20 protein-coding genes, 1 tRNA gene and 1 pseudogene are annotated in these 24,168 nt (G+C 70.4%); 12 read left to right on the top strand and 10 right to left on the bottom strand.

Going from position 1 to position 24,168, the window contains the following annotated elements; genetic code table 11:
• Window positions 1–54 precede the first annotated feature (54 nt).
• The 3 genes and pseudogenes from repSA (at window position 55) to ACFVT5_RS10635 (ending at window position 2,818) form a co-directional block, all read left to right on the top strand.
• A pseudogene (gene repSA / locus ACFVT5_RS10645) lies at window positions 55–1,473 on the top strand (replication initiator protein RepSA).
• Window positions 1,470–1,658 (top strand): helix-turn-helix domain-containing protein, encoded by a 189-nt coding sequence (locus tag ACFVT5_RS10640; protein WP_389884078.1) that lies wholly within the window; start codon window positions 1,470–1,472, stop codon window positions 1,656–1,658. Before repSA ends, ACFVT5_RS10640 begins: the two are co-directional and overlap by 4 nt.
• A complete protein-coding gene (locus ACFVT5_RS10635; RefSeq protein ID WP_389884076.1) occupies window positions 1,658–2,818 on the top strand; it encodes a tyrosine-type recombinase/integrase in 1,161 nt (386 codons plus the stop codon). Before ACFVT5_RS10640 ends, ACFVT5_RS10635 begins: the two co-directional genes overlap by 1 nt.
• A 68-nt stretch (window positions 2,819–2,886) precedes the next feature.
• Here the strand turns inward: ACFVT5_RS10635 and ACFVT5_RS10630 are convergent.
• Window positions 2,887–2,962 (bottom strand) — tRNA-Arg (locus ACFVT5_RS10630).
• Window positions 2,963–3,336: 374 nt separating this feature from the next.
• On the opposite strand from ACFVT5_RS10630, the gene ACFVT5_RS10625 reads away from it, so the two are divergent.
• A complete protein-coding gene (locus ACFVT5_RS10625; protein WP_389884073.1) occupies window positions 3,337–3,891 on the top strand; it encodes a GNAT family N-acetyltransferase in 555 nt (184 codons plus the stop codon).
• A 16-nt stretch (window positions 3,892–3,907) separates the two neighbouring features.
• Here the strand turns inward: ACFVT5_RS10625 and ACFVT5_RS10620 are convergent, their stop codons facing one another.
• Window positions 3,908–4,684, bottom strand: a complete 777-nt coding sequence (locus ACFVT5_RS10620; protein ID WP_389884070.1) for an FHA domain-containing protein — start codon at window positions 4,682–4,684, stop codon at window positions 3,908–3,910.
• 177 nt (window positions 4,685–4,861) lie between these two features.
• On the opposite strand from ACFVT5_RS10620, the gene ACFVT5_RS10615 reads away from it, so the two are divergent.
• On the top strand, window positions 4,862–5,314 hold the full coding sequence (locus ACFVT5_RS10615) for a hypothetical protein (protein WP_389884067.1): 453 nt from the start codon (window positions 4,862–4,864) through the stop codon (window positions 5,312–5,314).
• Between the two features lie 51 nt (window positions 5,315–5,365).
• On the opposite strand, the gene ACFVT5_RS10610 is transcribed toward ACFVT5_RS10615, so the two are convergent.
• The 3 genes from ACFVT5_RS10610 to ACFVT5_RS10600 all read right to left on the bottom strand — a co-directional run bounded on the left by ACFVT5_RS10610 (window position 5,366) and on the right by ACFVT5_RS10600 (window position 8,973).
• Window positions 5,366–7,414 carry a protein kinase gene (locus ACFVT5_RS10610; protein ID WP_389884064.1) on the bottom strand — a complete coding sequence of 683 codons (2,049 nt, stop codon included), beginning with the start codon at window positions 7,412–7,414 and terminating at the stop codon, window positions 5,366–5,368.
• A gap of 91 nt (window positions 7,415–7,505) precedes the next feature.
• Window positions 7,506–8,384 carry a hypothetical protein gene (locus ACFVT5_RS10605; RefSeq protein ID WP_389884061.1) on the bottom strand — a complete coding sequence of 293 codons (879 nt, stop codon included), beginning with the start codon at window positions 8,382–8,384 and terminating at the stop codon, window positions 7,506–7,508.
• Between the two features lie 49 nt (window positions 8,385–8,433).
• Window positions 8,434–8,973 carry an NUDIX hydrolase gene (locus ACFVT5_RS10600; RefSeq protein ID WP_389884059.1) on the bottom strand — a complete coding sequence of 180 codons (540 nt, stop codon included), beginning with the start codon at window positions 8,971–8,973 and terminating at the stop codon, window positions 8,434–8,436.
• A 340-nt stretch (window positions 8,974–9,313) separates the two neighbouring features.
• Here ACFVT5_RS10600 and ACFVT5_RS10595 point away from each other — a divergent pair, with 340 nt between their 5' ends.
• Together ACFVT5_RS10595 and ACFVT5_RS10590 are read left to right on the top strand one after the other, a co-directional pair.
• Entirely contained in the window at window positions 9,314–9,895 is a 582-nt protein-coding gene (locus tag ACFVT5_RS10595) for a TMEM165/GDT1 family protein (protein ID WP_389884056.1), read from the top strand.
• Window positions 9,896–10,052: 157 nt separating this feature from the next.
• Entirely contained in the window at window positions 10,053–10,952 is a 900-nt protein-coding gene (locus ACFVT5_RS10590) for an alpha/beta fold hydrolase (protein ID WP_389884053.1), read from the top strand.
• 235 nt (window positions 10,953–11,187) lie between these two features.
• Here ACFVT5_RS10590 and ACFVT5_RS10585 read toward each other — a convergent pair whose 3' ends face one another.
• Together ACFVT5_RS10585 and ACFVT5_RS10580 are read right to left on the bottom strand one after the other, a co-directional pair.
• Complete coding sequence (locus tag ACFVT5_RS10585; RefSeq protein WP_389884050.1) at window positions 11,188–13,491, bottom strand: N-acetylmuramoyl-L-alanine amidase; 2,304 nt, start codon at window positions 13,489–13,491, stop codon at window positions 11,188–11,190.
• A gap of 289 nt (window positions 13,492–13,780) precedes the next feature.
• Window positions 13,781–15,061 (bottom strand): M6 family metalloprotease domain-containing protein, encoded by a 1,281-nt coding sequence (locus tag ACFVT5_RS10580; protein WP_389884048.1) that lies wholly within the window; start codon window positions 15,059–15,061, stop codon window positions 13,781–13,783.
• A gap of 276 nt (window positions 15,062–15,337) precedes the next feature.
• On the opposite strand from ACFVT5_RS10580, the gene ACFVT5_RS10575 reads away from it, so the two are divergent.
• Window positions 15,338–15,982 carry a TetR/AcrR family transcriptional regulator gene (locus ACFVT5_RS10575; protein ID WP_389884046.1) on the top strand — a complete coding sequence of 215 codons (645 nt, stop codon included), beginning with the start codon at window positions 15,338–15,340 and terminating at the stop codon, window positions 15,980–15,982.
• 153 nt (window positions 15,983–16,135) lie between these two features.
• Window positions 16,136–17,680 (top strand): MFS transporter, encoded by a 1,545-nt coding sequence (locus tag ACFVT5_RS10570; protein ID WP_389884043.1) that lies wholly within the window; start codon window positions 16,136–16,138, stop codon window positions 17,678–17,680.
• Between the two features lie 387 nt (window positions 17,681–18,067).
• Here ACFVT5_RS10570 and ACFVT5_RS10565 read toward each other — a convergent pair whose 3' ends face one another.
• The gene (locus ACFVT5_RS10565) at window positions 18,068–18,565 is read right to left on the bottom strand and encodes a MarR family winged helix-turn-helix transcriptional regulator (RefSeq protein ID WP_389884041.1); all 498 of its coding nucleotides are present in this window, start codon (window positions 18,563–18,565) and stop codon (window positions 18,068–18,070) included.
• 91 nt (window positions 18,566–18,656) lie between these two features.
• Between ACFVT5_RS10565 and ACFVT5_RS10560 the strand changes: the two genes are divergently transcribed.
• Window positions 18,657–19,445: a dioxygenase gene (locus ACFVT5_RS10560; protein ID WP_389884038.1), complete on the top strand. Its 789-nt coding sequence runs from the start codon at window positions 18,657–18,659 to the stop codon at window positions 19,443–19,445.
• A 41-nt stretch (window positions 19,446–19,486) separates the two neighbouring features.
• Here the strand turns inward: ACFVT5_RS10560 and ACFVT5_RS10555 are convergent, their stop codons facing one another.
• The gene (locus ACFVT5_RS10555) at window positions 19,487–20,017 is read right to left on the bottom strand and encodes a GNAT family N-acetyltransferase (protein WP_389884035.1); all 531 of its coding nucleotides are present in this window, start codon (window positions 20,015–20,017) and stop codon (window positions 19,487–19,489) included.
• 163 nt (window positions 20,018–20,180) lie between these two features.
• Here ACFVT5_RS10555 and ACFVT5_RS10550 point away from each other — a divergent pair, with 163 nt between their 5' ends.
• A complete protein-coding gene (locus tag ACFVT5_RS10550; RefSeq protein WP_389884033.1) occupies window positions 20,181–21,182 on the top strand; it encodes an RNA polymerase sigma factor RpoD/SigA in 1,002 nt (333 codons plus the stop codon).
• Window positions 21,183–21,476: 294 nt separating this feature from the next.
• Here ACFVT5_RS10550 and ACFVT5_RS10545 read toward each other — a convergent pair whose 3' ends face one another.
• Window positions 21,477–22,439, bottom strand: coding sequence for a helix-turn-helix transcriptional regulator (locus ACFVT5_RS10545; RefSeq protein WP_389884031.1), 963 nt, complete (start codon window positions 22,437–22,439; stop codon window positions 21,477–21,479).
• Between the two features lie 63 nt (window positions 22,440–22,502).
• On the opposite strand from ACFVT5_RS10545, the gene ACFVT5_RS10540 reads away from it, so the two are divergent.
• A complete protein-coding gene (locus tag ACFVT5_RS10540; RefSeq protein WP_389884029.1) occupies window positions 22,503–24,038 on the top strand; it encodes an MFS transporter in 1,536 nt (511 codons plus the stop codon).
• Window positions 24,039–24,168: the final 130 nt, after the last annotated feature.

The raw sequence follows: 24,168 nt of genomic DNA, 5'->3' as shown, positions 1-24,168 counted from the left end.
CCGCCGCCCGGGAGCCGTCCTTGTCCGATCTCGCAACCGGAAGGAACCACCAGCATGGCCCACCGGGCCTCACCCGCGCCGCAGAAAGCGCCCACGTCCGCCCCATCGCTCGACCCGATCACGCTCGGAGACGTCCTCCGGGTGGCCTCGGCCTCCGACTACGTCCGCTGGGAAGACCAGATCCGCCGCACCGGCGGCTGCTCCGACCCGATCCACCTCACCGGCTGGATCCTCCACAAGGACAAGACCACCGGCGAGACCCTGCACCACTACACCACCGCGAACGAACCGCGCGGACGCCTCCGCCTAGCCTGCGGCAACCGCCGCGCCTCCCGCTGCCCTTCCTGCGCCTAGACCTACGCCGGCGACACCTACCACCTGATCCGCGCTGGCCTCGCCGGGGACGACCGCCGCGACATCCCGGCAGCCGTCCGCGACCACCCGCGCGTCTTCACCACCCTCACGGCGCCCTCTTTCGGCCCCGTCCACAACCGTCCCGACCACGGCTCCTGCCGCTGCGGCGCCGCACACGCCCCTGACGGGGCCGAATTGGGCACGGCCCTCCACCCCGACACCTACGACTACGCGGGCGCCGTCCTCTTCAACAACCACGCCGGACAGCTCTGGCAGCGCTTCACCACCCGCCTCCGCCGCGAACTCGCCGCCCGCGTCGGCCTGCCCCGCCGCGAACTCGCCGAACACCTCCGCGTCTCGTACGGCAAGGTCGCGGAGTTCCAGAAGCGCGGCGCCCTCCACTTCCACGCCGTCATCCGCCTTGACGGGCCCGACGGCCCCGGCACCCCGCCACCCGCCTGGGCCACGGTCGACCTCCTCACTGACGCCGTTCGTGCCGCCGCCGGGCACTCGTACACGTCCGTTTCGGTCCCGGCGGCTGGTGACCAACCCGCCCATACCTTCCGGTGGGGTCGGCAACTCGACGTCCGCCCGGTCAAAGCCTTCGGCGACGGCTCCGACATCACGGAACAGGCCGTTGCTTCGTACGTGGCCAAGTACGCCACCAAGGCTGCCGAGAACACCGGCACCCTCGACCGCCGCATCGGCGAACTAGCCGAACTCGACCGCCACCAGGTCCCCGACCACACCCGTCGACTCATCACCGCGTGCCGCGACCTCGACGCCCTCTACCCGGACCGACGTCTCTGGGCGTGGGCGCACATGCTCGGCTTCCGCGGCCACTTCTCGTCCAAGTCGCGCACCTACTCCACCACCCTCGGCGCCCTCCGCCAGGAACGCGCCGACTACCGCGCCGCCCAAGAGGCCACCGCCCTCGGCCTCGACGACCGCGAGCCGGACACCGTCCTCGTCCTGGCGGACTGGCAGTACGCCGGACACGGCCACACCCCCGGCGAAGCTGCCCTCGCCGCAACCATCGCCCGCGACCTCCAGACCAACCGCGAGACCGCCCGCGAGGCCCTGCGCGACAAGCTCACCGAGGGGGAGGCCGCAGCATGACCACCGCCACCGCCGAACTCCTGACCGTGCCGCAGGTCATGGCGCGGCTCAAGCTCGGGCGCTCCAAGGTCTACGACCTCATCCGGTCGCACCGCCTCGTCTCGATCAAGATCGACGGCGCGCGCCGGATCCCGGCCGACGCCGTCCGGGACTTCGTCCTCGGTCAGTTGGAGGAGGCAGCCTGATGGCCGCTCAGCGCAAGCGCAACCCGAACGGCTCCGGCACCATCACCAAGCGCAAGGACGGACGCTTCCAGTGCGCGGTCTACGTGCTCCAGCCGGAGGGCACCCGCGCCCGCAAGTTCGTCTACGGCAAGGACTGGGCGGAATGCGACGCCAAGCGCCGGGCACTGCTCGACAAGGTGGACCAGGGCGTACCCGTGCCCACCAAGTCGGCAAAGCTCTCCGAGTGGCTGCCGTACTGGCTCGACAACGTGATCAAGCCCCGGCGCAAGCTCAGCACGTTCGACAAGTACGAGGCGCACGTCCGCCTCTACCTGGTGCCGCTCCTCGGCGCCAAGCGCCTCGAATCCCTCGGCGTCGCCGACGTCCGACGCCTCCTCGTCCGCCTGGAGAAGGAAACCACCGCCGCAACCGCCAAGGAATCGCACCGAGTTCTGCGCTCGGCCCTGTCCTCCGCGTGCCGGGAGGAGCTGATCACGCGGAACGTCGCCAAGCTCGTGGAGCCGCCTCGTTCGGCCACGCCTGAGCTGCACCCGTGGTCGCTGGACGAGACGCTTGATTTCCTCACCGCGTCCCGGACGGACCCGCTCTACGCGGCCTTCGTCCTCGCCATCGCCATGGGCCTCCGCCGGGGAGAGATCGTCGGTCTTCGGTGGTCGGACCTCGACCTCGACAACCGCGTGCTCCACGTCCGCCATCAGGTGCAGCGGCGCCGGGGCGTCCTGTACGACGACGACCCGAGGAGCCGCCGTCGCCGTGCCGTCCCGTTGCCCGCTCTCTGCATCGCACCGCTGCGCTGGCACCGCATGCGGCAAGCAGCCGCCCGGACCAAGGCGGGGGAGAGGTGGCAGGCGTCGGACTACGTCTTCGCCACCCGCACCGGCCGCCCGGTCGAGCCGCGCAACCTCTACCGCTCCTTCACCCGCGTCGCCGAGTCCGCCGGCCTCCGCGTCATCCGGCTGCATGACGCCCGGCACGGCACCGCCACCCTCCTCACGGCTGCCGGAGTCGCACCCCGCGTCGTGATGGAGATCCTCGGGCACTCCCAGATCAGCATCACCATGGACGTGTACACGCACGTCGTGCAGGACACCCAGCGCGAGGCCATGAGCCACATGGACCGGCTGCTGAGGAACAGGAAAAGGCGCCCCGGTCGGGCGTGACCGCCCCCGTTGATGTCAAAAGTAGATGTCAAAGGCCCCGGACCATGATCGGTCCGGGGCCTTTTGGCTGGTGCCCCCGGCAGGATTCGAACCTGCGACACCCGCTTTAGGAGAGCGGTGCTCTATCCCCTGAGCTACGAAGGCGGAGCTGTGCGGTGTTCGTGGCAGCGCACCTGCGCAAGTGTACCGGGTGGGCCCCCTTCCCCGGTGAGGTGATGGCTGCGGTGCCGGGCAGAGCCAGCCCAGGGGTGCCGCCTTCGCTCCGGCGTTGGGTCTCTTGAGGGGGTCTGCCATGAGTCTGCGGGCGATGCCCTCGTCGGTGAGGGTGTCCTCCGGCACCACATGTCCTCGGCGTACTCCCACCGACCGCGCAGGCCCGGTGGCTACGCCACGCTTACTCGACGAGCGTTTCTTCTCGGTACACCACCGGGCTCTGGTCCGGTACCGCGCCCCGTGGCGGAACCCGGGGACGGTGGGCGGTTATCCTGCCGTGTTCTCAGCGGCCCAGGGAGGTCACCATGACCGGCACACCGTCGTCCTTGCCCGAGCGGATGGAACTCTCGGGGGAGGGGCTCGTTCTGCGTGACTGGACGGAGGCGGACCTGGTCGCGATGCCGGAGCTGTTCGACCACCCCGACATCGCGTACTGGACACCGATCGTCTCGCCCTTCGACGCGGCAGCCGCCCGGGTACGCCTTGACCGGGACCGCAAGCTGCGCAAGGAGGGCACGACGATCCTGCTCGCCATCACGGTCGACGGCGGCGCACCGCTCGGCGAGGTGATGCTGCGGCGCGCTCCCGAGGGCATGGAGCTGGGTTACGCCGTCGGCCCGGCGCACCGTGGTCAGGGGCTGGCGGCGCGGGCGGTACGGGTCATGGCCGCGTACGCCTTCGAGCAGTTGGCCGCGGAGCAGGTGATCCTGGAGGTGGAGGCCGAGAACGCCGCCAGCGTCGCCGTGGCCACGAAGGTGGGTTTCCGGCTGCTCGACGTGCCGTTGATCGAGGGCGAGGAGAAGGGGCGGTCCTTCGTTCTGCAGACCTGGGGCCTGCACCGACCCCTGAATCGCCCCTGACCCTTGGCCTGCCTGGTCAGACGGGCGGTTCGTCGTCGTCCAGGAGGTTCAGGTCCGGTGGGACCAGTGTCGTGGACTCGACCAGGCCCCGCAGGAGATTGTGCAGGAGGCGGTTGTCCGAGGGGGCGCCCGCCTCCTTGTCGTGGAGCAGTGGATACGGGAACCCCGTCTCCTTCAGCCGGTGCCGTACCGCCACGATCCGGTGCTCGATCCGGCGCTCGCTCCACTGCGCGTCCGGCCGGAGGTACGCGAGCTGGGCGGCGGCCCGCCGGTACGACAGCGGGCGCGGCCCCTCCTCGTACAACAGGTAGTGCTGGCCGATGACGACGAGGAGAAGGCGTTCGTCCTCGTCCAGGGGCCAGACCTTGGGCGGGAGTGTGGCCGCCTGGCGGCGCGGTACGAGGCCGGGCTCGTCGTGGCCCGTCACGTACAGCTCGACCAGATGCCTGCGGTAGCCGGAGCCGGTCACGAACAGCGGGGTGTAGCCGGCGGCCAGCGGGACCGGTTCGGAACTGGTGTGCATCAGCAGGCCGTTCGGCAGCCGGACGAGTTGCTGCCCGGTGTTGCGCAGCCACCACCGCTGTCCCTGGTACGTCAGTTCGCCGTGCCGTCGGCTCACCCGCAGGTCGTCCTCGCCGACCGCGAGATCGACGTCCGGCTCCTCGCCCCGGCCGAACCGGACCGTCAGACCGGGGCGCGGCGGCACCCTGATGCCGCCGGTGACCGAGCGGGCGTGGAGCGTGCCCGGCCGGGCGGGGGCCACACCGCGAGCCAGACTGGCCGGGCCGGTCATCGTCCGCGTCCCCTCATCGCCCCTGCCCCCCCAGTCGCCGTCGTGTTCCGTCCCGCGTTCCGCCCCGTCAGTGTGCTCCCGTGCGCCCGGGACCCGTCCCGGTACCGGCGCGTTAGACAGGATCCACGCGAGCACGCCTATGCACGCCTACGCACCACTACGGGACGGGACCGACCCATGACCATCGCCACCGAAACCCGCATCCGCCGCACAGCCACCACCCTTCTCCTCGCCCTCGGCCTCGGGGCCGGTCTCGTCGGCTGCGGGTCCGACGACGGGCCGGGACGCTCGGACCTGAACCCGTCATCCACAGCGGTCGCCACCACCGAAAAGACCCCCACACCCTCCAACACGGACAACACGGCTTCCCGCGGCCCCTGTTACGACGGGCGGTGCCGGATCACCGTGTCGCCGTCCACCCACATCGAGGTCGACCCCCGCTTCGGGGTCGGCGGTATCAGGATCGTGGACATCGGGCCGACGGGCCTGGCCCTGGAAGCCACCGGCACCGCCGGCCTCTACCTCGGTACGGCCGTCAGCGAGGGCGGTACCGGCAGCCTCAACCAACTCGGCTTCAAGGTCGTGTCCATCAGCGGTCGGAAGGCCGTACTCGACATCCACCCCGCGTAATCCACCCCCGCGTAATCCACCCCGCCCGGATTCCGATTCCGTTTCCTCCTCCTACCCGGCCGCCTGGTCCACCTTCGCCGTCGCCGCCGTCGCCAGTTCCGTCGCCAGGCGGCGCAGTCCCTCCGCCGAACGGTCGCCGCCGACCGCGAGGTTGAGCGTTTCGACGCCCCTGTCTCCGGACTCGGTGCGGTACGAGCGGTGGACCACCCGGACCAGACAGCTGTGGTCGCCCTCGCCGTCCGGTTCCACGGCCGCGTCGTGGCCGCCGATCCGGGTGGGCGTGCCGTCCTGGGCCGACAGGGGCCGGCCCCGGTCGAAGCGCAGCTCCACCCAGAGATCGCTGGTCGTGCTCTCCCACTCGCACGCCCAGTTGCCGAAGCCGATCAGCGGATCGCGCGCGTCCACGCCCGGGATGACGTCGAGCGCGTCGGCGTCCAGGAGCGTGCAGGCGTCCCGCTGTACGAGCGAGTCGGCGGGCGGTGGCGGTGAACGGCGGGCGATGCGGCCCGCGTTGAGGGTGCTGACGGCGTGGTCGGTCGCCGACCGGGCCATCGCGCACAGCGGCGCGGTGGCCTCGTCCTGTTTGGCGATGACCGTGATGTTCACGTCGGGGTCCCCGGCGGGCAGCAGGGTGTGGCCACAGGTGCCGCTCTCGGCGGGCTCGTCCGCCACGGCGACGCCCCCCACGGTCTCCTTCGCAGTCGACAGCTCCGAACGGCCGCCGTCCTCGAAGTGGATCTCGACGTCCACCGGGCTGTCGCTGCCGGTGTCCACGAGGATGTCGCAGCGGTCGAAGTTGCCGTAGGCGCGGTCGAGTTCGGCGTCCCCGAAGCGGGCGAGGGTGGCCGGGTCGGCGAGGGCGCAGGGGTCGGCGGTGCGGTGGTCGCCTACGACGGATGTCCTCTCCGTCGTGGGTTCGGGAGGCGCCGCTTTGTCGTTCTCCCGTGCGGTACCGCCGAGTTGGGTGATTGATACGACGACTGCAAGGACCAGGGCGAGTCCGGCGGTGGTCGTCACCGCGACGGCGACAGGACGGGAACGGGCTTCCCACGCGGCCGTGGCACGGCCCCACCGCGCCCGTAACCAGCCGGGGTCACCGGTAAGGGAGTTGTACTCGGGCTCGGGCTCGGGCTCGGGCTCGGACTCGGGTACGTGCTCGGGGTTCGGGTCCGTCGTCGCCGGTGCGAGGGGTTCCTGCGGCCCCGCCAGTTCCTCCAAGAGCCCCCGCGCGCGAGCCGCGTCCGGTCGCTTCCGCGGATCGCGATCCAGTATCGCGGCCAGCAATTCGCCCAACGGGCCCACGGCATCGGCGATTTCGGTCTCACCGCGCGCCGCCTGTCGCTCCGCGAGATACGGGTCGGGGTCCTCGTCGATGTGGCGGGGAGCGTCGGTGTGGCCGGGATCGTTCGCGAGAAGTGGAACGTCCGCGAGGGCTGGATCATCGGTGAGGCCGGGGCGTGGGGGCCGTCCGGTCACCAGGGTGTGCAGCAGCGCACCGAGCGAGAACACGTCGGACGCCGGTTCGGGACGCCCCCGTACCGCCTCCGGGGCCGCGTAGTCGGGGGTGTAACTCACGGCGCCGTTGGGCGTGATGGTCTCGGCGCCGCCGACCCGGTACGCGGCGCCGAAGTCGGCCAGTTTCGCGAGACCCTGAGGGGTGACGACGACGTTGCCCGGCTTGACGTCGCCGTGCACCAGGCCCTCGGTGTGCAGGGCGGCGAGCGCGTCCGCGATCTGGGTGCCGACGCGGGCGGCGCGGGCCGGAGTCAGGGGCGCCCTGTCGGCGAGGCTGCCCCCGGACACGTACTCCATCACCAGCCAGAACGTGGCCCGTCCGCCCCGGCCCGTCTGCTCGACGCCGTACAGCGTGACGACGTGGGGGTGGCTGAAGCGGGCCAGGGCGCGGGCCTCGGCACGCAGCCGGTCGAAGGCGCGGTGCCGCTCGGCCGTGCCTGGGGGGCCGTCGGCTGCCAGGACCCGTTTGAGCGCGACCCGCCGTCCCAACTGGAGGTCGCGCGCGAGCCACACCTCGCCGGTACCTCCGCGCAGCGGCCCCCGCAGCAGCCGGTACCGGCCCCCGACCGTCGTGCCCAGGCGCACCGCGCCTCCCCTCGCCCGTCGTCCACGCGACCGGCGACCGCGGCGCGCGCGAACCGAACCTAAGGGCTGCGGGGAGTGTTGTACGGAGCCTTCACGGGATGTCCGCGTTCCGGGTGCCGGGGGTGCCGGGGGTGCCGGGGGTGCCGGGGGTGCCTGGGGTGCCGTGTGTCTCGCGGGAGCGGATGCGCAGGTACACCAGCGGGCACACCACCACCGGCACGACGAGGATCAGCGTGGGGGAGAGGACGTCCGCGAGGATGCCGTCCAGGTCGTCCAGGGCGCCGCTGAGCACCAGGACGACGATGAACACGGCGGTGAGGACCGCGGAGCCGCCGGCCACCAGGACACTGATGAGCCAGGCGCGGGCCCGGTCCGAGCGCTGGTGGGCGCGGCCGACCTTCACGGCGACCTCCGGCAGCGGGGTCCAGTCGTCGCCGCGCAGCCGCTCCCACAGCTCCCGTAGCCGCTGTACCTCCTCCTCGACCGAGAACACCGTCTTGTCGTTGAGGTGGGACAGGAGGGTCGCGCGGCCCGTGCGGTCGTAGACGACGACGTACTCGCGTACCGCCTCGACGTCGGCGGCGCCCGCCGCATTGGACATGACCTCGATGGCCTGGACGTCCGGCCACGCCGTGACGCGGTTGGCCAACGGGCCCCGGACCGTGATGTGTTGCGCGGTGGTGAGCGTCGCGGTGCGCCGGGCGGCGAGCCACAGCCCGCCGAGCAGCATGAAGAGGAGGACGGGCAGCCCGAGCAGGACCCACAGGGGTGCCCCGTTCCTGGCCAGTTGCGCCACACCGAACGTGATCCCGACCAGTCCGATACCGGGGGCACCGAGCCCCACGGGACTCCCGGCGCGGGCGCGGTACTCGGGGAAGTGCAGCTCGCTCAAAGGCACTTCGGGGACATCAGGGGTATCCGGGATGTCGGGGGTACGGGGGATGTCGGGGTGCTCGTCATGATGGGTCATCGGTCATCGCCTACCAGCGTTCGCGTTGGAGTTCTCGCTCAGCGAGGCGTCACGCTAGGCCGGAAGTCCCGGGACCCCTCCCGGACGACTGGCTCGGCGGGCTCTCATGGGGTTCCGCGAGCCGGTACCGGTGGACCGGCGGCAGCTCGCCGACACACCCCGGCCGCCAGGTCTCCAGTACATGCGCGGACGGGGTGAACAGGGGGCGGGGCAGATTCTCGTACGGATGCCAGGCCCACTCGGTGATCACCTCGGGTTCGGTGACCTGGGGAGTGCCCTGGAAGGACGTGACCTTCGCCGCCGCCGAGAGCCGGGGCACACCGTCGGTACCGTCCAGAAGCACGGCGAGCAACGTGACATGTGCGGCGTCGGCGACGAGCCCGGTCTCCTCGTACAGCTCACGCACCGCCGTTCTCTCCAGGGACTCGCCCCCGTCGTTCTTGCCGCCGGGCAGTTCCCAGTGGCCGAAGTGATCGCGGCCGAGGAGCACCCGCCCCTGATCGGTGACGATCACCCCGACCCCGACCATGGCATGCGGCACAGCCACCCGCCGCCCACCGTCCCTGCCGGCCGCACTGTCCTCGGTCATCCCCGCACTCCTTCCGCCACCTCGGTCACTGTTCTGCCCCACTCGCACCACTCATCATCCGTCCCCGTAATGGCTGAGATCGTGCTTTTGGGCAGCTGATATGCTCGGCGGCAGCGAAGGGGAGTAGTCCTGCGAATCGCTGGTCGACATACTGAGCGCCCTCCGGGGAGTTCCGGCCATCGAGTCACCGCGAAGGTTGCGGGGGCGGACGAGACCTTCGGTCAAGGCATGACGCGGTCCACTCATGGTGGGCTGTTCCGTTGTGCCGGGCCGATTGGTTCTCCTGTCGCCTCCTGGGTGTCGTAGAGCTGATGGCTCGGCCCCAGCAGAAAGCACCGGAATGACACTCGACCCCCTGGCGATCATCACCGCCTTCGGGCTGATCTTCCTCGCCGAACTTCCCGACAAGACCATGTTCGCCTCGCTGGCCATGGGCACCCGCATGCGTCCGCTGTATGTGTGGTTCGGCACGTCCACCGCGTTCATCGTGCACGTCGCGATCGCGGTGGGCGCGGGAAGCCTCCTCAGCCTGCTGCCGGCCATGGCGGTCAAACTCGTCTCCGCGGCCCTGTTCGCCTTCGGGGCCTTTGTTCTGCTGCGCGGCGGAGACGATGAGGACGAGGACGGGGCGCCCCGCACGGTCACCGGGTTCTGGCCCGTCTACACCACCGCCTTCATGGCCGTCTTCATCAGCGAGTGGGGTGACCTCACCCAGATCACCACCGCCAACCTCGCCGCCACCAATGGCTGGTTGCCGACCGCGATCGGCTCCGCCGTCGCCCTGATGTCCGTCTCGGCTCTGGCACTGCTGGTGGGCCGGTTCCTCGCGCAGCGCGTCCCGCTCAAGACCGTGCAGCGTTTCGGAGCGCTGTGCATGGCGGGTCTGGCGATCTGGACCTTGATCGAGGCGTTCACTGGTTGACCGGGCGCGCGGAAGCGGAAGTTTGTCCCAGGTGGCGCCGATATCTGGGACACGTCCGCGGAATGCGCTCGTACGGCACTCGTACTGCTCTGGTACCGCACTCCTACTGCTCTCGTACCGCTCACGACGGCCGCCGCCCCACCGCTGAGGAGAGAACATGACCCACGACTACCGGCAGCACTTCCCCGCCTGGGCCCGCGCGGCCTCGGCCGGACGGACGGTGTCGCAGTGGTGGCCCTGGCGAGGCATGGACATCCACCTGGAGCGGCTGGTGGATCCCACCGCGCCGGCGAAGCTGGTGATCCTGCACGGAGCCGGCGGGCATGCCCGGATGCTGATGCCCTACGCCCAACTCCTGGGCGGGGTCGAGGCCGTGGCACCGGATCTGCCCGGATACGGGCGTACCCGGTGCAACCGGCTGCCGGTCGATTACCCGATGTGGGTGGACCTCGCGGCCGAGCTGATCACACGGGAGCGGGAGCGTGACCCGCGGCCTGTCCTGGTCCTGGGGGCGAGTCTGGGGGGAATGCTCGCCTACAGCGCGGTGGCCCGTGCGGGTGCCGCGGGGCTGGCGGTGACATGCCTGCTGGACGTCCGTCGTCCTGAGGTACGCGCCGCCGCCGCACGGATCGCCGTACTCGGACGGCACTCCGGTCCGATCATGAACGCGCTGCGTCCGCTGGACGGTGTCCGCGTCCCCGTCCGGTGGATCGCCCGGATGTCGGCGATGTCCAACCAGCCCGCGCTGAACGCGGCCGTGGCCCGGGACCGCCTGGGCGGCGGCGGTCGGGTGTCCCTGCGGTTCCTGCGCACCTACCTGGCCTCGGTTCCCGAGGTCGAACCGGACCGGTTCAGCGCTTGCCCCGTACTGATGGCGCATCCCGCTGAGGATCGGTGGACACCGGCCGCCCTGAGCCTCCCGTTCTTCGAGCGAATGCCCGTCGACCGGCATCTGACCCTGCTCGACCGCTGCGGCCACATGCCGGCCGAGGACCCCGGCCTCGGCCAACTGACGGAGGCACTACGCCGCTTCGCGACCGACCGGTCGGCCGGGTAGGTGCCTGCACCCTGATACGACGGTGGCGACGAACCGGCAGCTCGCACGGTACGGGGTGTTGTCAGTCGGTTCTTGGGGGACGGTGTGGATCGGCTCCCCGGTGGGACCCAGGTGGCGGCTCCCTGTATGAAGCCGGAACCCGGCTCACCCCACCGGACCCCGCGCCGCACAGCGGTGGCGGAGAGGTCGGTGGGGATCGCCGGGAGCCCCGGGCGTCAGCCCGGTGAACTGCTGGTTACTTCAGGTACACCAGGCCATCCGTCGTCACCGTCGGACGGCCGCTCGTGCCGACCACCACGATCTTCACCGTGTGCTTGGCGCTGGACGTCCACTTCTTCGTCCAGATCGCGTCGCGGTACTTGGTGGTCGAGGACTTGAGGTCCACGGTGGCCACCTTGGTGCCGTCGACGTAGACGTACGCCTGGCCCGACGACGAGGCGCGGGAGACCACCCAGGCGGCCGAGCGGCCGGTGAAGGTCCACGTCAGGGACGCGTTCTTCGAGGATGACGAGTACGACTTGCCGCCGAGGTAGCTGGACGACGACTTGGTGGTCCAGGTGCCCGACTTGGTGGCCGAGGTCTCCTGGAGGATCATCGGCGTGCCCGCGACGGACGCGGTGCCGGTGTTGCCCGCCTGGTCGTACGCGGTCATCGACCACGTCGTCGCCGCACCGGACTTGGCGGTGTGCGAGGCGCTGGTCGTGGTCGGACCGTACGTCTTCGCGACAGGCGCCGTGAGCTTGACCTCCTTGAGGGCCGCCGTGTCGGTGGCCTTCCAGGACAGGGTCAGCGGCACCGCCGTCGTGTTGACCGTGCCGGTGCGCAGCCCGAGGGACGGCTTCGTCGAGAAGGTGGGCGCCGTCGTCTCCGCGATCACCGTCGCCGCCGTGGACGTGGTGGCCTTGCCGGAGATGTGGGTGGCCCGGACCTGCACCTTGTGCGTGCCGATCGCGAGAGTCGCCTTCGCCGAGGTCGCCGTACCGGACGCGGTGGCCGCCACCTTGCCGTCGACCAGCAGCTCGTACTTCGACACGAACGCGGCCGGAGTCGTCGCCGACCAACCCACCGTCACGGCACCCTTGGTGTAGTACGTCGAACCCGAAAGGGCCGCACCCGTCACGGACTTGACGGTGAGTCCGCTGACCGGACCCGCCGCGTAGGTACGGATGGAGGGGAGCTGGGCGTACAACTTGTCGCCGGGGCACTGGGTGTTGAAGCCGTCACGGTGAGCGGAGATCCGCTGGAACGGGTAGACCGTGCCCGCGGTGAACTTCTTGCCGAAGAAGTTGGTGCCGGTGGCGCCGGCGAGCAGGTTCACGGTCCCGGCCGGGTCCGCCTTGTACTGGCCGAGCTTCCACGCGGCGATCCGCGCCACGGACTGCGTCGCCGCGGTGGACGCGGCGGCGTTGGTGTACGTACCGATGACGGCGATGCCCGTCGACTCCCGGTTGAAGCCGTAGGTGTGCGCGCCGAACACCGGCAGGTCGACCCCGCCCTTACGGCCCTCGAAGATCGTGCCGCACCTGTCGACCACGAAGTTGTAGCCGATGTCGTTCCAGCCCTCGCTCTTGACGTGGTACGTGTACAGGCTGCGCACGATGGCCGGCGAGTCCGCGCACGCGTAGTCGCTGGTCTGCGCGGTGTGGTGGACGAACACCGCCTTGATGTCGGTCAGGTAGTCCGACGGGTCCGGGCTCATCTTCTCGTCCGCGCCCCAGCCCGCGCGCGACGTGATCGGCGGCCGGGGAGCCGTGGAGGGCGGTGCGGTGGGGATGCTCGTCGACGGGGACGGCGACGTGGAGGGAGAGGAGGGGGCCGACGGGGTCGGTGAGGTGGACGTCGGGGGCGACGTCGGCGCGGAGGTGCTGGGCGCGGGGTCCGACGGGCTCGGGACCGGCGACTCGCTCTGCTCGGGCGGCGGCGTGCTGCTCTCCTCGGTGCCCGGCTCCGGGGTGCCGCTGGGCTCGTCGGTGGCGTCGGGGCCCGCGACGAACGCCGCCGGCTTCACATCCGTACCGGTCTTCACCTCCGCACCGGTCGTGGTGCCCTTGCCCGGGTCGATCATGTCGAGCCGCAGCCCGGCGGGCAGCTTCGTGCCGGTGGAGGTGCCGTCGAGACGCACCTCGACACCGTTCGAGGGGCCCACCCAGCGGGGCTCGGTGGCGCCGCGAACGCCCCCGCGCTCGGACTCCATACGGCTGTCGATCTCGGTGTCGAGGTCCAGCCAGCCGGTCCACTGCCCGGTCTTCGCGGACCGGGTCCGCACCTCGACCTTGCCCGTCACCTTGGCGGCGGGATCGGTCCAGGTCACCCCGAGCATGCTGTACGGCTCCGTGTCGCGGCGCGGCAGCGCGGCGGAACGGCCGTCGCCCGTGACCTTGAGCGCGGCCCGGTTGACGTCCGTCTCGACCGGTCCGGACTTGGCGTCGGGATTGCCGTCGCCCTGGTCGGAACCGGTCACTCCCTGGAACACCAGGACCCCGGCCACGGACGCCGTGGCGACGGCTGCGGTGATCCAGATTCTTCGATGCGCTCTCAAGTTTTTTCCCCGCGTGAGACGACATGGGATGACGAGTGCTCGCGTGTGGCGAGTGCCCTCGCGTGTGGCGAGTGCCCTCGCGTGTGTGTGCGAGTGCTGAGTACTGCCGTGGGGGGCGAGTCGTGCGGGGATGATGATGTCAGGTACAGATAACAGTTGTCTCACAGGGTGTTGAAATCACCGCCCGCCCCACACGCCCCAGCCGTCCGCCCCACACGCCCCCGACGTTCCGCCCCGCACACCCCAGCCGCCCGCCCTACACACCCCAGCCGTACCCGAAAACGGTCTTTTACGGGCGCGTGACGCTGACCCGGTAGTTCCCGGACGCGTCGATCCCGGTGACCGCGATCCTGATCCGGCTCTTCTCGTCCGTGAAGGACTCCCCCGGCGCGAACGGCGCGTCCGACAGCTCCGCGTGCACATTGGGCCGCCGCGTACAGCCCCCGCTGTCCTTGGTCGAGTCGTACACCGTCACGGGCCCCCGGCCGGTGTCGACATCGGCGTCCACGCGGTAGACGAGGACGCCCGGCTTGCACACGGCGTCGTCGTTGCCCTCATGGGTGCGGACCTCGACGGCGAGGCCCGTCTTGCCGTCGAGCGGGACGAACGCCAGCTTCTGGCCGCCCTTGCGGGCCAGCGGGCTGAGCGTGTACTCGGCGGTGCCGGGCTTGGAGGCGCAGCCGATCTGGTCGTCGTCGAGCCAGCCCAGCTTCCATTTGTGCCAGCCGAGCAGATCGTTGTTGGCGCCCCAGTCCTCGCTCATGATGTCCCAGTGCCCGACGGCTCCGCCGCCGTCCTGGGTGTAGAGGTCGGGCAGGCCGAAGACATGGCCGTTCTCGTGCGGCAGGACGCGGTAGCCGGTCTCGGCGTAGGAGCCGGAGCCGTCGTCCTGGCGGCTGTAGACGAACGAGGCGTTGGAGACGGGGACGCCGTCGGCGACCGGGGCCTCGTGGTTGCCCGCGAAGGTCACCGACAGGACGGTGTCGAGGGCGGAGGGGCCCGCGTTGGGCGTGGTCAGGATGTTCAGCAGGTCGTAGTCGCGGAAATCCACCTTGGGGTCGGCGGCGGCCACGATGTCGTCCACGAGCTTGCGGTACCCCGGGTCGAAGGGGGCACCGCGCTCTATCCCGTACTCCTTGAACGGCTTGGGCATCCGCAGCCAGTCCGGTACGGGGGCCTCGGGGCGGTAGTCGAGACGGCCGTAGGAACTGGTGCGGAACCAGTCCTGGGTCTGCGGGAAGAACTCGCCGTAGCGGGCGAGCGCGGTGCCCTCACCGGGGGCGTCGGGGAAGTCGACCATCAGGTTGAGCGCGCGGACGACTCCGGTGGAGCGCGTGTATCCGGGCGGGGTCGGCATGCCTTCGGACATCTGCACCCCCATCGCGCCGGTGATCATGCAGGGGCCGAGGGTCGCGCTGCGGGCCGACAGGGACACCGGCCCCGCGGTGGGCGAGCCGTGCGTCAGTCGTCCGGAACTGGCCGTCGTGGTGACCGCGAGGGTGAGCGCGGTGAGCGAGGCGAGGACCGTGCCGCGGCGCGGGCCGCGTATCCGACGGCTGGACGGCTGCATTCGGTGGCCTTCCGCTCCCGGCAGCCGCCCGTTCCGGCCGCCCCCTGGTGATCACCATGTGCCGGGGGGTGCGGGAGCGCGCGCCGGATACGACCGATCGTGGGACGTCGGCCCGATCGGTGTGACCCAGGTCACAGGGGGAGCGGGAAATAACTGGGGAGTGGATCCCCGTTTGAAACTTGTGTCCGCGCGAAGCGGGGAAGTCTTCCCCGGTTCAACGGACGGTAAAGAGACACCGGTACACATACCGGTACCGACACCGCCCAGGAGGGCCCCGTGGACACCGCAGCTCCCGCGCAGCGCCGTACGACCCGGCCGAGGGCCGACGCTCTGCGCAACCGGGAGCGAATCGTCGTCGCGGCACGCGAGATGTTCGTCGAGTACGGCCCCGAGGTGCCGCTCGACGAGGTCGCCCGCCGCGCGGGCGTGGGCAACGCGACCCTCTACCGGAACTTCCCCGACCGGTCCGCGCTGGTGCACGAAGTGGTGTGCTACGTCATGGACCGCACCGCCGGGCAGGCCGAGACGGCGCTCGCCGAGGGCGGCGACCCCTTCGAGGGGCTCCGCGCGTTCGTGCACCAGGCCGCCGAGGAACGTATCGGCGCGCTCTGCCCGATGCTCTCCGGCGACTTCGACACCCACCACCCGGACCTCATGGCGGCCCGGGACCGGATCGAAGGGCTCGTCACGGCGCTCATGAACCGGGCGCGCGACGCGGGGCAGCTCCGCGACGACGTCGATGTCGGCGATCTGATGGTCGCCCTCTCGCAGCTCACCCGCCCGCTGCCGGGTACGGGCTGCCTCAACTTCGACCGCTTCGTGCACCGGCACCTTCAGGTGTTCGTCGACGGTCTGCGCGCACCGGCACGCTCCGTACTGCCGGGGAGCGCCGCCACCTTGGAGGACCTGCGACAGCACTGACCAGCACCTGACCAGCACCGACACGTACGAGGCGTACCCCTGGGTACGGCCGGCACATCGACCCTTACGCCGCCGTGGGCCGCGTCACACCCACACCTCCTTACCCGGCGTTCGCCCCTGTCACTTTCTCGAAGTCCCGAGGTGGGTACTCCCATGTCCGAAACAGCTTCTCTTGGCCGTACGGCGCTGCCGTCGGCCGATCCCAAGCGGTGGAAGGCGCTTGTCTTCATCGCCCTGGCGCAGCTCATGGTGGTGCTCGACGCGACCATCGTGAACATCGCGCTGCCGTCCGCCCAGCAGGATCTCGGCATATCCGACGGCAACCGGCAGTGGGTCATCACGGCCTACGCCCTCGCCTTCGGCGGCCTGCTCCTGTTCGGCGGCCGGATCGCCGACCTGTGGGGCCGCAAGCGCACCTTCGTCACCGGTCTCATCGGCTTCGCGCTGGCCTCCGCGATCGGCGGTGCCGCGCAGGGCGAGGCGATGATGCTCGGCGCCCGCGCGCTCCAGGGTGTGTTCGGCGCGCTGCTCGCGCCCGCCGCCCTGTCGCTGCTCGCGGTGATGTTCACCGACGGCAAGGAACGCGCCAAGGCGTTCGGTATCTACGGTGCGATCGCCGGTGGCGGTGGCGCCGTCGGGCTGATCCTCGGCGGATTCCTCACCGAGTACCTGAACTGGCGCTGGACCTTCTTCGTCAACATCCCGTTCGCGATCGTCGCGGCCGTCGGCGCGTACTTCGTGATCCATGACCCGGCCGGCAGCCGCAACCGCTCCGCGCTGGACATCCCCGGTGTCGTCCTGTCGACCCTGGGTCTGGTCAGCCTGGTGTACGGGTTCACGCGCGCCGAGTCCGTCGGCTGGTCGGACGCCTCGACCGTCGGCCTGTTCGTGGCGTCGGCGGTGCTGCTGATCGCGTTCGTGGTCACCGAGTCGCGGGTGAAGTCGCCGCTGCTGCCGCTGCGCGTGCTCATGGAGCGCAACCGGGGCGGGGTGTACCTCTCCCTCGGTCTCGCCGTCATCGCGATGTTCGGCCTGTTCCTGTTCCTGACGTACTACCTCCAGATCGTGAAGGGGTACTCGCCGGTCAAGACCGGTTTCGCCTTCCTGCCGATGATCGCGGGCATGATCACGGGTTCCACGCAGATCGGTGCCCGGCTGATGACCCGCGTCCCGCCGCGGCTGCTGATGGGCCCCGGCTTCCTGGTCGCGGCGGTCGGCATGCTGATCCTGACGCAGCTTGAGATCGGTTCGTCGTACGCGGGTCTGCTGCTGCCCGGTCAGCTGCTGCTCGGCCTCGGCATGGGTACGGCGTTCATGCCGGCCATGTCCCTGGCGACGCACGGTGTCGAGCCTCGGGACTCCGGGGTCGCGTCCGCGATGGTCAACACGTCGCAGCAGGTGGGCGGCGCCATCGGTACGGCCCTGCTGAACACGATCGCGGCCTCCGCGACCACGTCGTACCTGAAGGACCACCTCGGCTCGGCCACCTCCAAGCCCGCGCAGCAGCTCGTCCAGTTGCAGGGCATGGTGCAGGGCTACACCAGCGCCATCTGGTTCGCGGTCGGCATCCTGGTCCTCTCCGCCGCGATCGCCCTCGGCCTGATCACCACGGGCCGCCCCGGCGGCACGACGGTCACCGGCTCGACGACCGGCGAGGGCGCCGAGGACGACCTGAAGATGCCGGTCATCGCCCATTAATACGGGTGCCTGACCGACGGCAAACCCGTCCGGAGTCTCCGGCGGTGCGGGGCGCACCCGCACCGCCGGTCTGGCGTGTGGCGGCGGGGTTGTAGGGCGGTCCCTTCATGCGGCCGGTCGGCCTTCGGCGGGGGGCCGGAGCGCCGGGTCCGGATCTTCTTTCCGCCGCGACGGCGGGAAGTCCCGTCCGGAGTCTCCGGCGGTGCGGGGCACCCGCACCGCCGGTCTGGCGTGTGGCGGCGGGGTTGAAGGGCGGGCCCTTCACGCGGCCGGTCGGCCTTCGGCGGGGGGCCGGAGCGCCGGGTCCGGATCTTCTTTCCGCCGCGACGGCAGGGGTGTCCGGCGGTGCGGAGCGTACCCGCGCCGCCGGTCAGGTGTGTGGCCCGGTCAGCGGAGCCACGGAAGATCCGCCCCCGCTTCTCGCGGTTGCAGGCCCTGCGCCACGATTCTCATGATCTCGCCGAGAGACTTCTGCTGCTCCGGCGTCAGGCGGTCGAACAGGGCCTGCCGTACCGCCTCCACATGCCCCGGCGCGGTCCGCCGCAGCACCTCGAACCCCTCATCGGTGAGCACGGCGAACTGCCCCCGCTTGTCGGAGGGACAGCTCTCCCGGATCACCCAGCCGCTCTTCTCCAGCCGGGCCACGGCATGCGACAACCGTGACCGAGTGATCTTCGCGTCCATCGCCAGCTCCGTCATCCGCAGCCGCCGCCGCGGCGCCGCCGCGAGCTTCACGAGGAGGCCGTAATAGATGTGCGGCATCCCCGCGTCGCGCTGAAGCTGCCGGTCGAGATGGTCGTCGAGGAGCGTGCTCGCGTGCATGTACGCCTGCCACGTGCGCTGTTCCTCGTCGTCCAGCCAGCGCGGCCCGGGTTCCGTCGTCATGTCGTCCACTGTACGAACCTCCTCCTTGAATCTTAAACAAATCGCGGCTAAGGTCCAGTACACAGAGAGGTTGAGAGTTCAAGGAGATGCCATGACCGCCACCGCGCAGGAGCGCATGCCCGCCCTGTACCTCAGCCACGGCGCCCCGCCGCTGGCCGACGACGCCGTCTGGCCCGGCCAGCTCGCCGCCTGGTCCGCGCGGCTCCCGCGCCCCAAGGCCGTCCTGATGGTCTCCGCCCACTGGGAGGAGGCCCCCCTCGCCCTGGCCGCCACCACGACGATCCCCTTGGTCTACGACTTCTGGGGCTTCCCCGAGCACTACTACCAGGTGCGCTACGAGGCCCCCGGCGCCCCCGAACTCGCCGACTCGGTACGGAAGTTGCTGCGCGGCCCCGGCATACCCGTGCAGGACATCCCGGATCGGGGCCTCGACCACGGCGCGTATGTCCCGCTCGTCGAGATGTACCCGGACGCCGACATCCCGGTCCTGCAGATCTCGCTGCCGACACTCGACCCGCGCCGCCTGATGGACATCGGCCGCAAGCTGGCGCCCCTGCGGGACGAGGGCGTCCTGATCGTGGGCAGCGGATTCTTCACGCACAACCTCGCGGCACTGCGGCACCAGGGCGGGGTGCCCGACTGGTCGGTCGAGTTCGACGACTGGGGCCACCGGGCCCTGGACGCGTCCGACGTGGACGCCCTCCTCGACTTCACCCACAAGTCCCCGGCCGGCGCCCTGGCCCACCCCCGTACCGAACACTTCGCGCCCCTGTTCGTCACCATGGGCGCGGCGGACGCGGTCGGCGACCTCGCGGACCAGCGGAGCGTGATCGACGGCTTCTGGATGGGCCTGGCCAAGCGGTCCGTCCAGTTCGGCTGACCCGCAAGTCCGACCCGCAAGCCTGACCCGTAGGCCGAGTCTCAGCTTTCGCGGCCGAGCGGGCGCTCGTACCAGGCGACATCCCAGTAACGGTCGAACTTCCTGCCGACCTCCCGGTACGTGCCCACGTGCGCGAAGCCGAAGCGGGTGTGCAGGCGGGCCGACGCCTCGTTCGGCTGGGCGATACCCGCGTAGGCGCGGTGCAGATCCTCGTCCGCCAGAGCCTCGAACAGGGCCTTGTAGAGGAGGGTGCCGATGCCCCGCCCGCCGGCCTCGGGCGCCAGATAGATCGTGACCTCGACCGAGGTGTCGTACGCGGGTTTCCACCGGAAGGGGCTCGATGTGGCGTATCCGAGTATTGTGGTGGATTCGGCTTCCTGAGCAACCAAGAGGCGGTACGGGCCGTCTTCCGGGTGGGAGAGCAACCAGGGCCGGCGCTCCTCCGGGGTGAAGGGGACGGTGTCAAAGGTGATCGCCGTCTCGCGGACATAGTGGTTGTAGAGATCCGTGAGTGCCACCAGATCAGCCTCGGTACCCGGCCTGACCTGCACTTCTGTTGGAACTGACGACATCTGGCCTCCTTGTGGCCGCGCAGGATACTGCATGATCACAGAAATGGACGGGCGCGGTGGGAATTCTGTCCGGATTCCAGTCGTTGTTTCCATCAGACGGCCGGGCAGCCGGAAGGGTGCCGGGTCGCCACACAGGACCCGCCCGAATCGTAAGGGAGCACGCATGGCAACCCGTGCCGTCGCCCGTCGTCAGTCCGCCACCGGCCGGACCGACGCGGCAAGCGGTGTTCGCGCCGTAGGCGGCGAGGTCGCCGACCGCGACCTGGTCGGCATGTACCTCGACGAGATCGCGCGCACACCACTCCTCGACGCCGCCAAGGAAGTCGAGCTGTCACAGATCATCGAGGCAGGCGTCTTCGCCCGTCAGATACTCGACGGCGAGACAGAACCGACGAAGACCGATGACGCCTCACGCGAAGAGCTGGAAGCACTCGTCGCCGAGGGCGAGCGGGCCAAGGACGTCTTCATCCGGTCCAACCTCCGGCTGGTCGTCGCGGTGGCCCGCCGCTATCCCCGCAGCGGTCTGCCCCTGCTCGACCTGATTCAGGAAGGCAATGCCGGCCTGGTCCGCGCCGTGGAGAAGTTCGACTATCGCAAGGGCTTCAAGTTCTCGACGTATGCCACCTGGTGGATCCGTCAGGCGATCACCCGCTCGATAGCCGACCAGTCCCGCACCATCCGCCTCCCCGTCCACCTGGTCGAGGAGCTGGGCCGGATCCGGCGTGTGCAGCGCGAGTTCAACCGCGAGCACGGCCGCGAGCCGGAGCACACGGAGATCGCCGCCGAACTCGGCTCCAACCCGGAGCGCGTCGGCGATGTCCTCGACTGGGCCCGCGACCCGGTCTCCCTCAACATGTCGGTCGACGACGAGGGGGAGACCCAGTTCGGTGACCTCCTGGAGGACACCTCGGCGGTCTCGCCCGAGCAGTCCGTCATGACCCTGCTGCGCAGCGAGGAACTGGACGACCTGATAGGCCGCCTCGACCAGCGCACCGCGTCCATCATCAAGATGCGGTACGGCATAGAGGACGGGCGGGAGCGTACGCTGACAGAGGTCGGCAAGGAGCACGGCCTCACGCGGGAGCGGATCCGCCAGATCGAGAAGCACGCGCTGCTGGAGCTGAAGCGGTTGGCTCGGGACACTGGGTTCGACGCCGTGGCTTAGCAGCCTGCTTGACCGGGTAGGCGGGCCGCCGTGGGGCGGCCCCCCGCCCGCCACGGCGGGGGAGACCCCCGCACCCCCCATACGAGCCCCGGCGCCCATCCCCCCCGGCGCCGGGGCTCTCTCCTGTCCGGTCCCTTCGCTCGGCACCGCCGGTATGCGCCGTCTCGCTTCTCGCCGTCGCGGCGGAGAGAAAACTGGGGCTGCGCCCCAGACCCCCTCCGCCCATGCCCCCCGCGCCCATCGAGAGTGGGGGAGGGTGGGCACAACCCAAGTGCCGGGTGAGCTGAACTTCCGTTAGCCCGTCGCCGCGGCGAGGCGTTCCCCCAACTCGCGTACCACCGTCACCAGTTCCTTCGGTTTCTGCACCGTGAAGGCGGGGCCTGTCATGGCCAGGCGGAGGGCCAGCCAGTCCATCGGGCCGTCGACCGTGGCGCGTAGGCGGCAGGATGTTGGCGTTACAGGCTCCGGGGTGCCTAGGAAAGACGGGAGCTTCGTGGTCACCGTTTCGGCGGGGGCGGCGAAGGTCACCACCACCTCGTACGCCTCCTGCCCCCGATACATCGACCGCCGCAGATACTCGGCCGCACTCCCCGACGGCAACTCCCGCGGAGCGAACCGCGCCCCGGTGGCGAACGGCTCGCTCACCCGGTCGACGCGGAAGCTCCGCCAGTCCGCACGGTCCAGGTCGTACGCCACGAGGTACCAGCGCCGCCCGGTCGACACCAGCCGGTACGGCTCTGTCAGCCGCCGCGACTCCGTACCGTCCGCCGCCCGGTAGGCGAACCGCAGCCGCTCCGGGCCCGCCACCGCCGACGCCAGCACGGTCAGCGTCTCCGGCGCGACCAGCGGCCTGTCCCCACTCGTCATCGGCATCGTCGCCGCCTGCAACGTCGACACCCGGTGCCGCAGCCGCGCCGGCAGCACCTGTTCCAGCTTCGCCAGCGCCCGTACGGACGCCTCCTCCACCCCCTCGACCGCGTGCCCGGCCCCCGCCCGCAGCCCCACCGCGATCGCCACCGCCTCCTCGTCGTCGAGGACCAGCGGCGGCATCGCCTTGCCCGCGACCAGCCGGTACCCGCCGTCCGCGCCCCGCGTCGCCCGTACCGGATAGCCCAGCTCACGCAGCCGGTCGATGTCCCGGCGCACCGTACGACGGGAGATCCCGAGCCGCTCGGCCAGTTCGCCGCCGGGCCATTCGCGCGGGGTCTGGAGCAGCGAGAGGAGCTGGAGCAGCCGGGCCGGTGTGTCCGTCGTCATGCGTCCCAGACTGCCGTATCAAGCGGTCAGGATCTGACCTAATGGGATCCTAGAGTCACTCTCATGACCTCATCGACCTCACCGACAACTCGGGTCTCGCCCGAAGACGCCTCGCCCGAGGGCGCGGCCCCGGACCGGCGGCGCTGGTTCGCGCTGGCCATCGTGATGACGGCGGCCTTCATGGACCTGGTCGACGTCACGATCGTGAACATCGCCATCCCGTCCATCCAGCGCGACGAGGGCGCCACGTTCAGCCAGATCCAGTGGATCACCGCCGGATACGCCCTCGCCTTCGCGGCCGGCCTGATCACCGGAGGCCGCCTCGGCGACATCCACGGCCGCAAGCGGGTCTTCCTCATCGGCATAGGCGGCTTCACCCTCGCCTCCGCACTCTGCGGCTTCGCCGCCAACCCCGAGATGCTGGTCGCCTCCCGCATCCTCCAGGGAGCGATGGCCGCCCTGATGGTGCCGCAGGTCCTCTCGATCGTGCACGCCACCTTCCCCGCCCACGAACGCGGCAAGGTCTTCGGTCTGTTCGGCGCGATCGTCGGACTCGGCGCCGTCTCCGGACCGCTCCTCGGCGCGCTGCTCACCGAGTGGAACCTCTTCGGCCTGGAATGGCGGCCGATCTTCCTCATCAACCTGCCGGTGGGCATCGCCGGGCTGATCCTCGGCCGCCGGTTCATCTCCGAATCCCGCGCGCCGCGCGCCCTCAAGCTGGACCTGGTCGGCGTCGCCCTGGTCACCCTCGGCCTGCTGATGCTGCTCTACCCGCTCACCCGGGGCCGCGAACTGGGCTGGCCGGCCTGGGGATTCATGTCGATGGCGGGCGCCCTCGTCGTCTTCGGCGCCCTGATCGCGTACGAGCGGGCCAAGGCGCGCAAGGACGGGTCGCCGCTCGTGGAACTGTCCCTGTTCAAGGTGAAGAGCTTTGCCGCCGGTATCGCCGTGCAGACCGTCTTCGGAGTCTCCCTCGGCATCTTCTTCCTGGTCTGGACCCTGTACATGCAGGTCGGCCTCGGCTGGAGCATCCTGCGCGCCGGACTCACCGGAGTGCCGTTCTCCATCGCCGTGTCGGTCGCGGCGGGCCTGTCCGTGCAGAAACTCGTCCCGCGCTTCGGCCGCAAGGTCCTCCAGGCGGGCGCCCTGACCATGGCGGCCGGCGTCCTCATCTACATCTGGGAGTCCGAGCGGTACGGCGCCGGCATCACGTCCTGGCAGATGGCGCTGCCGCTCGTCGTGATGGGTGTGGGCATGGGCCTGATCGTCGCCCCGCTGACGGACGCCGTACTCTCCGGCGTACCGAAGGAGCACGCCGGGTCGGCGTCCGGGCTGATCAACACGGTCCAGCAGATGGGCAACGCGCTCGGGCTCGGCCTGGTGTCCGTCGTCTTCTTCGGCGTCATCGACGAGCGGGTGGCCCCTGCGGCGATCGGGCCGGAGTTCGTGAACGGGTTCCAGCACGCGCTGTGGTGGGTGGCGGGGGTGCTCGTGCTCATCTTCCTGGTGATGTTCCTGCTGCCGCGGAGGTCGGGGGAGCGGGGGCCGGAGGCGGCGGAGGCGGTGGCTCCGGAGCGGGAGAAGGTACTCGTTTCCTGAGCGGGGGCTCGGGACGCCTGGAAGTGCGGAAGTGCGGAAGTGGGGGGGGGGGGGGCGCCGGGGGGGCGCCGCCCGGGGGTTGTGGGGGTGGGGCCGGGGGGGTTTATTTTGTTGATAAAAACAGGAAAAA

Source organism: Streptomyces sp. NPDC058001 (assembly GCF_042886315.1).
Classification (GTDB): domain Bacteria; phylum Actinomycetota; class Actinomycetes; order Streptomycetales; family Streptomycetaceae; genus Streptomyces.
Note: the sequence above shows the minus strand (reverse complement) of the source record. Positions and strands in the feature narration are given on the sequence as shown.

Coding starts and splice junctions, on each gene's coding strand:
- ACFVT5_RS10640 (WP_389884078.1), top strand. CDS start 1,470: ATGACCACCGCCACCGCCGAACTCCTGACCGTGCCGCAGGTCATGGCG.
- ACFVT5_RS10635 (WP_389884076.1), top strand. CDS start 1,658: ATGGCCGCTCAGCGCAAGCGCAACCCGAACGGCTCCGGCACCATCACC.
- ACFVT5_RS10625 (WP_389884073.1), top strand. CDS start 3,337: ATGACCGGCACACCGTCGTCCTTGCCCGAGCGGATGGAACTCTCGGGG.
- ACFVT5_RS10620 (WP_389884070.1), bottom strand. CDS start 4,684: ATGACCGGCCCGGCCAGTCTGGCTCGCGGTGTGGCCCCCGCCCGGCCG.
- ACFVT5_RS10615 (WP_389884067.1), top strand. CDS start 4,862: ATGACCATCGCCACCGAAACCCGCATCCGCCGCACAGCCACCACCCTT.
- ACFVT5_RS10605 (WP_389884061.1), bottom strand. CDS start 8,384: ATGACCCATCATGACGAGCACCCCGACATCCCCCGTACCCCCGACATC.
- ACFVT5_RS10600 (WP_389884059.1), bottom strand. CDS start 8,973: ATGACCGAGGACAGTGCGGCCGGCAGGGACGGTGGGCGGCGGGTGGCT.
- ACFVT5_RS10595 (WP_389884056.1), top strand. CDS start 9,314: ATGACACTCGACCCCCTGGCGATCATCACCGCCTTCGGGCTGATCTTC.
- ACFVT5_RS10590 (WP_389884053.1), top strand. CDS start 10,053: ATGACCCACGACTACCGGCAGCACTTCCCCGCCTGGGCCCGCGCGGCC.
- ACFVT5_RS10580 (WP_389884048.1), bottom strand. CDS start 15,061: ATGCAGCCGTCCAGCCGTCGGATACGCGGCCCGCGCCGCGGCACGGTC.
- ACFVT5_RS10570 (WP_389884043.1), top strand. CDS start 16,136: ATGTCCGAAACAGCTTCTCTTGGCCGTACGGCGCTGCCGTCGGCCGAT.
- ACFVT5_RS10565 (WP_389884041.1), bottom strand. CDS start 18,565: ATGACGACGGAACCCGGGCCGCGCTGGCTGGACGACGAGGAACAGCGC.
- ACFVT5_RS10560 (WP_389884038.1), top strand. CDS start 18,657: ATGACCGCCACCGCGCAGGAGCGCATGCCCGCCCTGTACCTCAGCCAC.
- ACFVT5_RS10555 (WP_389884035.1), bottom strand. CDS start 20,017: ATGTCGTCAGTTCCAACAGAAGTGCAGGTCAGGCCGGGTACCGAGGCT.
- ACFVT5_RS10550 (WP_389884033.1), top strand. CDS start 20,181: ATGGCAACCCGTGCCGTCGCCCGTCGTCAGTCCGCCACCGGCCGGACC.
- ACFVT5_RS10545 (WP_389884031.1), bottom strand. CDS start 22,439: ATGACGACGGACACACCGGCCCGGCTGCTCCAGCTCCTCTCGCTGCTC.
- ACFVT5_RS10540 (WP_389884029.1), top strand. CDS start 22,503: ATGACCTCATCGACCTCACCGACAACTCGGGTCTCGCCCGAAGACGCC.